Annotated in this window: 9 protein-coding genes and 1 tRNA gene; 5 read left to right on the plus strand and 5 right to left on the minus strand. The window is 53.4% G+C overall.

Annotated elements, in window-relative coordinates; genetic code table 11:
• Positions 1-44 precede the first annotated feature (44 nt).
• Positions 45-1649, plus strand: coding sequence for a thymidylate synthase (locus C1878_RS13985; RefSeq protein WP_114602222.1), 1605 nt, complete (start codon positions 45-47; stop codon positions 1647-1649).
• Between the two features lie 3 nt (positions 1650-1652).
• Positions 1653-2645: a nucleotide kinase domain-containing protein gene (locus C1878_RS13990; protein WP_114602223.1), complete on the plus strand. Its 993-nt coding sequence runs from the start codon at positions 1653-1655 to the stop codon at positions 2643-2645.
• A gap of 53 nt (positions 2646-2698) precedes the next feature.
• Here the strand turns inward: C1878_RS13990 and C1878_RS16940 are convergent, their stop codons facing one another.
• From C1878_RS16940 to C1878_RS14000, 3 genes are all read right to left on the minus strand, one after another.
• Positions 2699-3019, minus strand: coding sequence for a nucleotidyl transferase AbiEii/AbiGii toxin family protein (locus tag C1878_RS16940; RefSeq protein ID WP_241963759.1), 321 nt, complete (start codon positions 3017-3019; stop codon positions 2699-2701).
• Between the two features lie 130 nt (positions 3020-3149).
• Positions 3150-3356 (minus strand): hypothetical protein, encoded by a 207-nt coding sequence (locus C1878_RS16945; protein WP_241963760.1) that lies wholly within the window; start codon positions 3354-3356, stop codon positions 3150-3152.
• On the minus strand, positions 3353-3775 hold the full coding sequence (locus C1878_RS14000; RefSeq protein ID WP_241963761.1) for a hypothetical protein: 423 nt from the start codon (positions 3773-3775) through the stop codon (positions 3353-3355). The genes C1878_RS16945 and C1878_RS14000 overlap by 4 nt, the downstream gene beginning before the upstream one ends.
• Before the next feature lie 259 nt (positions 3776-4034).
• Between C1878_RS14000 and C1878_RS16480 the strand changes: the two genes are divergently transcribed.
• Positions 4035-4511 (plus strand): hypothetical protein, encoded by a 477-nt coding sequence (locus C1878_RS16480; protein WP_147272960.1) that lies wholly within the window; start codon positions 4035-4037, stop codon positions 4509-4511.
• Positions 4512-4847: 336 nt separating this feature from the next.
• Positions 4848-5285 (plus strand): HNH endonuclease, encoded by a 438-nt coding sequence (locus C1878_RS14005; protein ID WP_158539825.1) that lies wholly within the window; start codon positions 4848-4850, stop codon positions 5283-5285.
• Positions 5286-5460: 175 nt separating this feature from the next.
• On the opposite strand, the gene C1878_RS14010 is transcribed toward C1878_RS14005, so the two are convergent.
• Together C1878_RS14010 and ligD are read right to left on the minus strand one after the other, a co-directional pair.
• Positions 5461-5745, minus strand: coding sequence for a hypothetical protein (locus C1878_RS14010; RefSeq protein ID WP_114602225.1), 285 nt, complete (start codon positions 5743-5745; stop codon positions 5461-5463).
• Complete coding sequence (gene ligD / locus C1878_RS14015; protein ID WP_114602226.1) at positions 5742-8189, minus strand: DNA ligase D; 2448 nt, start codon at positions 8187-8189, stop codon at positions 5742-5744. The genes C1878_RS14010 and ligD overlap by 4 nt, the downstream gene beginning before the upstream one ends.
• 269 nt (positions 8190-8458) lie before the next feature.
• On the opposite strand from ligD, the gene C1878_RS14020 reads away from it, so the two are divergent.
• Positions 8459-8532 (plus strand) — tRNA-Gly (locus tag C1878_RS14020).
• The last annotated feature ends 165 nt before the right edge of the window (positions 8533-8697 follow it).

An 8697-nucleotide genomic window follows, 5' to 3' on the forward strand; every position in this document is an offset into this window, starting at 1 on the left:
AAACACTATAATGATTATATCACTGCATATCGTTTGGAGGATTTATGAAAAAAACTCCAGTCTTTGCTTATCGGAATATAAATGACGCTCTTCCTGATTTATTAAACGAATTATTAGTAGAAGGTGCGGAAGTTGATAGTCGAAATGGGAAAACTTTGGAGATAGCACCAATAGTTTTTTCGCTCTCAAATCCATTAGAACGATACATGGTCTTGCCATGCAGGCGAAATAATGTCTTTTCTACCATTGCGGAGACGATGTGGGTGCTGGCCGGTAGAGACGATCTTAAATATATTGCGAACTATTTAAAGAGGGCGGCTGATTATTCTGATGACAATAAGTCTTGGCGTGGTGCATATGGCCCAAGGTTGATTAACTGGGGTGGCGTTAATCAACTTTTTGAGGCGTATCGCCTTTTACGAGAAGACGGGAATACGAGAAGGGCGGTAATGTCGCTTTTTGATCCCGCGCATGATTTCGTTAATAGCAAAGATATACCTTGTAACAATTGGATTCATTTCCTGATTAGAGATAACCATCTTGATATGAGAGTCGTTATTCGATCGAATGATGCCATATGGGGTCTTTCCGGAATAAATGTTTTCGAGTGGAGCGTTATTCTGGAGATAATGTCTTACTGGTTGGCTATACCTGTAGGAAATCTTACTTTCTTTATTTCGTCTTTGCACTTGTATTCGGAACACTATAGCCGGGCTCATGCTATTGTTGATAATGCTCCTATGAAAAACCTGTATGATTTGAATTTGAAAAGAGCAGAGTTCCGTACATCCGTAGATGACTTTGACGATACTGTTGCATATTGGTTCGACTTGGAGGAGAAGATTCGATTAAGTATCGATTGCAGCAAAGAGATCGAGTCTTTTCCGGATCCTCTGTTTAAGTCTTTTCTCCAAATGTTGGAGATGTACTGGATTCGCAGCCGTACAGAGAATGATATCGAGTTAAAGAAATGCATTGGCAAAATTACTGGAAGTGATTCCGAAGTAGTCGTTAAGGAGTACTTCTCAAGAAATGAAAGCCCGGAGTATCTAAAGAAAACGCTAGGGGAAACCGATAGAGAAGTTGCAGGTAATAAATTAAAGAGCGCCATAATTGAATTGCACAAGGAGAAAGACAACGATTATGGACATAGTTGGAAAAGGCGCGGAGAGGCGGCGATTCTTGAGAATATAGGACGTAAGGTTGATCGAATTGAGCACAGTCTCACACACGAATTCAGAAATGGTGAAACCTTGCTCGATACAGGGATAGATTTATTAGTTTATAGCCTAAAGTATAAAACATATCTATTTGACCAAAAAGGATGGCTCAACTACGTACCAAATTTTCTTCCGGCATCGAATTCGTATAGCGACAATACTAGCGCTTTCGAGATTTGCTTGCGCAGAATGGTCTTTCGTCAGCCTAAAAAGGAACTTGAGGAAGTCGGCGGAGAATTAGTGTCAAAATTTGAATTATTATATAATTATCAGGATAATCTTAACTCAAACAATGCAAAGAAATCAAAAATATTAGATTCCTTTATTGAGATGAGTTCGGAATTCGTAGTTGCAGCTTGCCTTAGGTTCCCATTCGAGTGCCGTTCGTTTATTGCAAAGCATAGTGTTTCAGTTGTTTCTGAGGAGTAGTCTGTGAAACCAAAACCAAGAACTGAAGTATACAGCTACTACTGGAAATTCGCACACGAAAGAATGCAGATCTTTTACAACAGAATGAATGGAGACAAGTTTCCGTGGACCGATGACCCCATTCTTCAGCAGTATAAGTTTTGCAATGCATATCGCGTATGCGACCGCGTAAGCCAGTATCTAGTCAGAAACATTTGTTATCGAGAAAATATTGACAGTGAAAAAGATCTTCTGTTTCAAATTGTTGCATTTCGAATCTTTAGTAGGATTGAAACGTGGCAAGAGTTAATCGTTCTACTGGGGCACCAGCCCACGCTAGATGATTTAAAAAACGATCTATTTGAGTCTGCACTGATCCAAATACGAAATACTTATGGAAAACTCTATACGGGCGCTTTTATTCTTTGTGCTAATGATGCGTATGGAAGAAGGGCCAAACATCTGAACCATGTAAGTTTGCTAAAAGACATGTTTTTCAATAATAATTTGTATGATCGGATTAAAGAGGCACGAAGCCTAGAATCGATTTATAGAATAATACACGAGTTTCCTCTGATGGGGGACTTTATGTCTTATCAGATTGCGATCGACATAAATTATAGCGAACTAGTTAATTTTTCGGAAAACGATTTTACACAGGCTGGCCCCGGTGCACAGAGAGGCATTGCGAAGGTCTTTGCTGACACCCGGGGAATGACGGCGACAGAAGTTATTATGTGGATGACCGAGCATCAAAAAGAGGAGTTCAATCGATTAGGATATCCTTTTGAAGGATTGTTCGGTAGGCCACTTCATGCAATTGATTGCCAGAACCTCTTTTGTGAAGTAGACAAGTACTGTCGGGTGGCGTTTCCAGAGGTAGTAAGCAACAGGAAAAGAATAAAAACAAAATTTCGTGAAACCTCCGAACCTATAGATTTTTTCTTTCCTCCTAAATGGGAATTACCCATTATGCAACATGGGCAAACTAGCATCGGTAGTACGCATACTGTGTAAGCCCTTACTTTTGTAAAAACCGCTATGGCATTTGATTGATCGTATATGCACATTCATTTTCGTTCTATACAATTCCGCATGAGAACTCTAAGGATCTCATCGCCTCCTCGTAAGTCACATCCTCGAAGAGCAGGGGGCGGTGACGTTCTCGCGGTTATCGCGGTACGCGTCTTTTTTGATGATCGCTTCGAGGACGGATGGGATATGTTTGAGACGGCGAGTCCCATTTCCTCGACGGCGTGCGTGACCGCGGCCTTCATGCGCTTGCGCTGCCCTTCGGTCGCATGCTCGACCTCTAGCCCGAGGTTGACGTCTTCCGAGAATCGTGCGATGGCGTTGTGACATTTCGAGAAGTAGGTGGCTCCCTTGAACACGATCTCCGGATACTCTCGCGTGATGAGCTTTAGCGTCAGGAATATGAAGTAATCCTTGATGGCGAACGCTTCTGCGAGGACGTAGCGCTTCGCTGCCCTTGCGACGGGTTCTTCCTATTCCTTTTAATTTTCATGCAAGTACACCGTACGCCTCGCTTTCGAGGAGCCTCAAGGCCGTTTTGCCCGGATAGTGTTTCGCGCATTCTACCAGCTTTCGCCTGTCCACTTTCGAGGCGAACTCCTTGAGGCGTGCGAGCTCGTCTGGGGTGAAACGGTCGACGGGCGTGTAGGTCAAGATGTCGAGCAGCTGCAGCGCCTCGACGTAGTCGGCGTTCACGGGGATCTTAGGACGGCGCAGGGTGATCTCGCGGTAGCCTCCGTATGGTTCGATCCTGCGCGATCGGGTGGACTGCGGTTGGTGACGATCTCGAGCGTGCCGGGAACCTGGTTGGGGATGCCGATCTGGTTCTCGAGGGCCGAGCCGGTGATGTAACCGTACACCTTGCAGCCGTCCGTCAGATACTTCTTCTCAAGTATCCTCGCATCGTTGAGCGTCGACGGGCCGAATCGCGTCTCGGTGGGGGCGTAGTAGACGCCTTTGCAGGGTTTTGCCGGCCTCGAAGAGGTGACGGCGCTGCGGAGGCGGCGGTAGTGCGTCGCCTCGGGCATGCCGGGGAAGGCGTCCCGTATCTCGTCGAGGAGGATAGGACGGTCGGTATCAAAGGTTCGCTCGAGTATGTTGACGAAGTCTTCCATATGGTTGATGGCAACATATGATAGTGAATTCTACAAATACTGAAAATATACTATCAATCAAATACAAGAGCGCGAAAGACGTATTGGGGTTTCGCGGACGTCGAGATACTTGGTCAAGCTTTGATTTCGAATCTAGTAATCGAATATAGCTTTTTATCAGGTATTATAAAGTCGTTTTAAAATGGGAATACAAATGCCGTAAAGGCAAGATATTGCAGATTTATATCCCATGGCATAAAGAGGGAGAAAAGGGGCGAATGTGTGGCAGTTGCCAACTTTTGATATTTCTTGGTCGGATCTACTCGGCCTTTGGAATGAAATATCTTACGAAAAAGGAATAAGCCCCTCATTCAAAGAGATCATCATTCTTGAGCCGGCATTGGTGGAAGGGATAGAGCCTTGTCAGGGCTTTGATTGGCTTTCTGTAGAGGAATTGAAAGGACCTATAAAGCCCAAAAAGCGTACGATCAGCTATGACTTTGGGAAATACACAACCCATGTCGCGCGTGCGCCCAAAGCTTCCTTGCAAACTCTAAAAACGCTTTTGGAGAATAATCGAGACGAAGAGGCACTTGCATCTATTGCATTAATTGCCACCGCAAAGCAATTCTTAGGTAAAGTGCCCAATCATTGGCGAGGATGGAATTTCCGCTTTTTTGAAGAAGCAAAAATATGCTGTGAGCGCAAGGCTAGTCAGCTGAGCCATCCTCCGTACTGGAGTCATTCTTCAAAATAATTATTTCCAAGAGGATTTTACTCTGAAGAAGTTATAGACGAAACTCACAATCTGGACGAATCGATATTTGCCGAACTGGCACTTCGCAATCTGGCATATTATTGCGAATCCCATCGTCCATGCTATTACCTTCAAACGGATGTCGACGATGTTTCACGGTTCGAGAACCTAATGATGGAAATTGGTATAAAGACGGTTTTCCACGAGATGAAGTGCGGTAGCTCAAACGGGAAAGGTGCCCCTAAGGAAAATCGGTCTGCGCGTATCAAGAAGGAGATCGAAAACTATGACAAATTGGTTCATCATCGTGAAGGGAGAATGGTGGAGAGAAGGTCTGTGGCTTACGAAAGATCGCCGCAGGCGCGGAAAGAGTGTTTGCAACATTATGGTTATGAGTGCGCAATTTGCGGCATGGACTTCGGCAAAGAGTTTGGGGAAGAATTTTCGGGGGTGATAGAGGTGCATCATCTTGAGCCACTGAACCTGTTGAAAGAGGAGCGCGAGATAGACCCCATTAGAGACCTCGTCCCTTTGTGTCCCAACTGTCATAAAATGGTACATCGAAAAACAGGTAAACCTTATACTTTGGATCAACTAAGGAATATTAGGAAAGCTTCAATTACTTCAAAAATTATGATGCAATACGGTGACCCTGGAATAGGGGTACCGGCCTTGGCTTGCATCTGCTCATTTTCATTGATGCAAATGAACCGAGGATATGTTGCTTATCAGATTCGAAGGCTAGTGCTGTCCGCGTCTTCGTTGGACGATTGAATATCCGTGCGTGCATGCAGTTCCTGCTGTTCTATGGCTTCGTGGCGTGGATGCCGGCCATCCTGCAATCGAAAGGCGTTTCGCCGGACACCGCGGGGTGCTTTGCACCTCTATGCCAATGGATAGGCAATCTGGCTCCCTTCGCTGTGTCGCTGTTGACGGGGAAGATGAAGGACTAACGGCTGCTGGCGAGTCCTTCGGGTACATCGTTGCGGCCATCTGCCTCGCTTTGCTGGAGGCCATCTACGACAGGACCGCCTCTCAGCGCTTCGATCGTGTTCTTGGCCGCTGTCGTGGCGGCGCTGTTCGCGGCTGGCTTTCTTGCGGTGCGGAACCAGACCGTATCCTTCGAAACGGAGCCGGCGGCATCGGCGAAGCTGGAGGTGCGGTAGGCAACAAGCTGAGCGCGGCCGTCCGTCTCGCGCAGGTCGACGTCGCTTGCGGCCGCCCGTATCGTCATTTCAGCGCCTGATCGACTTCGAAGAACCCCTCCCACGGGTCTCCGCCCTCCATCCTGGCCAGCGCGCCCTCCATGGTCACGCCGTCGGGGGCGACTTCGTCCAGCTCGTCCCACGTTAGGGGCATGGACACCGGAGCGCCCGGCCGTGCGCGCAGGGAGTAGGGGGCTGCGCTCGTGGCGCCGCGGCCGTTGCGCATCCAGTCGATGAACACCTTGCCCGTGCGCTTGGCCAGCCGCACGTTGCTCGTGTAGCGATCGGGCCACTTCTCGGCCATCGTTCGGGCTATGCGCCGCGCGAAGTCGTGGAACGCGTCCCACGAGGCGGCCGGCTCGAACGGCACCACCACGTGGTAGCCCTTGCCGCCGCTCGTCTTCAGAAACGAGCTCAGCCCCAGATCGTCCAAGAGGCTCTTGAGGTCGCGCACGCCCCGGCGCACCTGCCAGAGCTCCAGCCCCTTGTCGGGGTCGAGGTCGAACACCATCATGTCGGGGTGCTCGAGCTCGTCCACCCGGCTGCCCCACACGTGGAACTCGATCGTGTCCATCTGCGCTTCCGACACGAGCCCCACGGCGCTGTCGACGTAGAAGTACTCCTCGTCCTCGCCGTCGCTCGCAGGCACGGTCGTGGCCACGACGCCGGCGGTGTCGGATCCGGGATGCTTCTTGAAGAAGCACGCCGAGGCCGCGCCGCGCGGGCAGCGCACGATGCTCAGTATGCGGCCGCCCGCGTAGGGCAGCATGCGCTCGGCTGCGCGGGCGTAGTAGCGCGCCACGTCCTCCTTCGTGACGGCGGGGCTCTCGAACAGCAGCTTGCCGGGGTTCGTGATGCGCACGCCGTCGACGCGCACGTCCTTGTCGGTTGCTTCCATGGTACGCTCCGATCTCTCGCGGGGTTGAAGGGGCGCGGCCGGCGCCTCGGCGGTTTCGCGGTGCACGTCGAGCGGGTCCTTGTCCGTGCGCAGGCCCTGGTAGCTCGGGTGCCTCAGCAGGTCGTCCTGGGTCCATTCGGCGAACTTCACCTCGGCCACCAGCTTCGGCTCGAGCCAGACGACGCGTTCGCCCGTCCGCGGCTTCGGCGCCTGCGCGAACGGGGGGTCTGTCCGCTCGAGGCCCGCGAACGCCGCGAGGAGCTCGCGGGCCTCTGCCGCGTCCAGGCCCGAGCCCGCGCGCCCCGCGTACTCCAGCTCGCCGTGCTCGTAGTGCCCCAGCAGAAGCGAGCTTATCCCGCGCACCCGCTTGGACGATTGCGTGTAGCCGCCGATGACGAACTCCTGGACGTTGCCGCACTTCAGCTTGATCCAGTCGCCGTTGCGCGCGCCGCGGTAGGGCGCGTCGGCGCGCTTGCCCACGATGCCCTCCAAATGAAGATCGCACGCCGCGTGCAGGCTGTCCTCGCCGCGCCCGGCAACGTGGCGGCTGTAGCGGACGTCGGCCGGCGCGTCGGCCAGCAGGGCTTCGAGCAACTCCTTGCGCGCGGAAAGGGGGCGGTCCCGCAGGTCCTCGCCGTCCAGGGCCAGCAGGTCGAACGCCATGTAGGCGGGTTGCGGCCCTTCCGGGTTTCTCAGATAGCCCTGCAGGGCCTGGAAGTCCGTGCGGCCGTCCTCGTCCGCGACGACCAGCTCGCCGTCCAGCACCATGGCCCTCCCGCCCGCCCAGCCGGCCAGGGAGGCGGCTATCGTGGGGAACCGGTCGGTGTAGTCGTTGCCGTTGCGGGTGACGAGCCTCGTGCGGCCTTCTTCCACGAACGCGAGCATGCGGTAGCCGTCGTACTTCACCTCGTAGACCCAGCCGTCGCCCTCGGGCGCCGAATCCACCAGACGGGCCAGCTGCACGTCGGCCTGCGAGAAGGGGTTGCGCGCAAGCTTCCCGTCCGCGCCCTCGGCGATCTCCGCCATCGTGCGCCCGGTGCGCACGCTCGTGTCGAACGCGGTCACGCCGTCGTCGGTCCGCTCGCGTCCGTCCTTCTCCTTGATGAGGAGCCAGTCGTCGGCGTCCTTGCCCGGTTTCGCCTTCAGGCGCACGAGCACCCAAGCGCCTTTGAGCCGCTTTCCGTCTAGCTCGAACTTCAGCTCGCCCTTGCGCAGGTCCTCTTCGACGTCGCCCAGGGGCTCCCAGAAGCCCTCGTCCCACAGCATCACCGTGCCGCCGCCGTACTCGCCCTTCGGGATGGTGCCCTCGAAGTTGCGGTACTCCAGCGGATGGTCCTCCACCCGCACGGCCAGCCGCTTGTCGCGCGGGTTGTACGAGGGCCCCTTGGGCACCGCCCAGCTCAGCAGCACGCCGTTCCATTCGAGGCGCAGGTCGTAGTGGTCGCGCCGGGCCCGGTGATGCTGCACGAGGAACCGCAGGCGATCGCCCTTTTGTCCGACGACGCCCTCGGGCTCCGCGGTTCTGTCGAAGTTCCTCTTGCTGTTGTACGCGCTGAGCTCGGCGGTTTGGGGCATGGCGGGTCTTCCTCTGTCGCGGGCTTCGACGCCGGTATGGCGTCCGTCGCTTATCGAGGGTAGACGATCCGGTCTCGCCGCGCCGGTCGCGGGCGATATTGGCACCGGGGCGAATAGGCGCGTTCGACGTGGCGTAACGCGGGCGCACGCCGCTCCCGCACGGCTGGGGAGTCCGTCTGCGCGGGAGGATAGAAGGTTGCTCGTGGAATGCTCGGTGAATCTCGCCCGCGAACGGCTAACTTGCGGTACAATAGTCGCCGCGCAAAAACGCGGGTGTGGTTCAATGGTAGAACCTGAGCCTTCCAAGCTCATGACGCGGGTTCGATTCCCGTCACCCGCTCCACGAAACCCTGGGCCAGAGCCAAAAACTCTGGCTTTTTCTAATATGAGTAGAGCATTGTCAAGATGCAATAAAGGCCCAGACCGGATCATTTCCAGCCTGGGCTCTCCTATATCAACCTCGCAAACGCTCACGGACGGGTGTGTCATTGAATCGACGCTCGTTTTC

Origin of the sequence: Gordonibacter sp. 28C (assembly GCF_003339845.1) — a bacterium.
Lineage (GTDB): Bacteria > Actinomycetota > Coriobacteriia > Coriobacteriales > Eggerthellaceae > Gordonibacter.

Coding starts and splice junctions, on each gene's coding strand:
- C1878_RS13985 (WP_114602222.1), top strand. CDS start 45: ATGAAAAAAACTCCAGTCTTTGCTTATCGGAATATAAATGACGCTCTT.
- C1878_RS14000 (WP_241963761.1), bottom strand. CDS start 3,775: ATGGAAGACTTCGTCAACATACTCGAGCGAACCTTTGATACCGACCGT.
- C1878_RS14010 (WP_114602225.1), bottom strand. CDS start 5,745: ATGACGATACGGGCGGCCGCAAGCGACGTCGACCTGCGCGAGACGGAC.
- ligD (WP_114602226.1), bottom strand. CDS start 8,189: ATGCCCCAAACCGCCGAGCTCAGCGCGTACAACAGCAAGAGGAACTTC.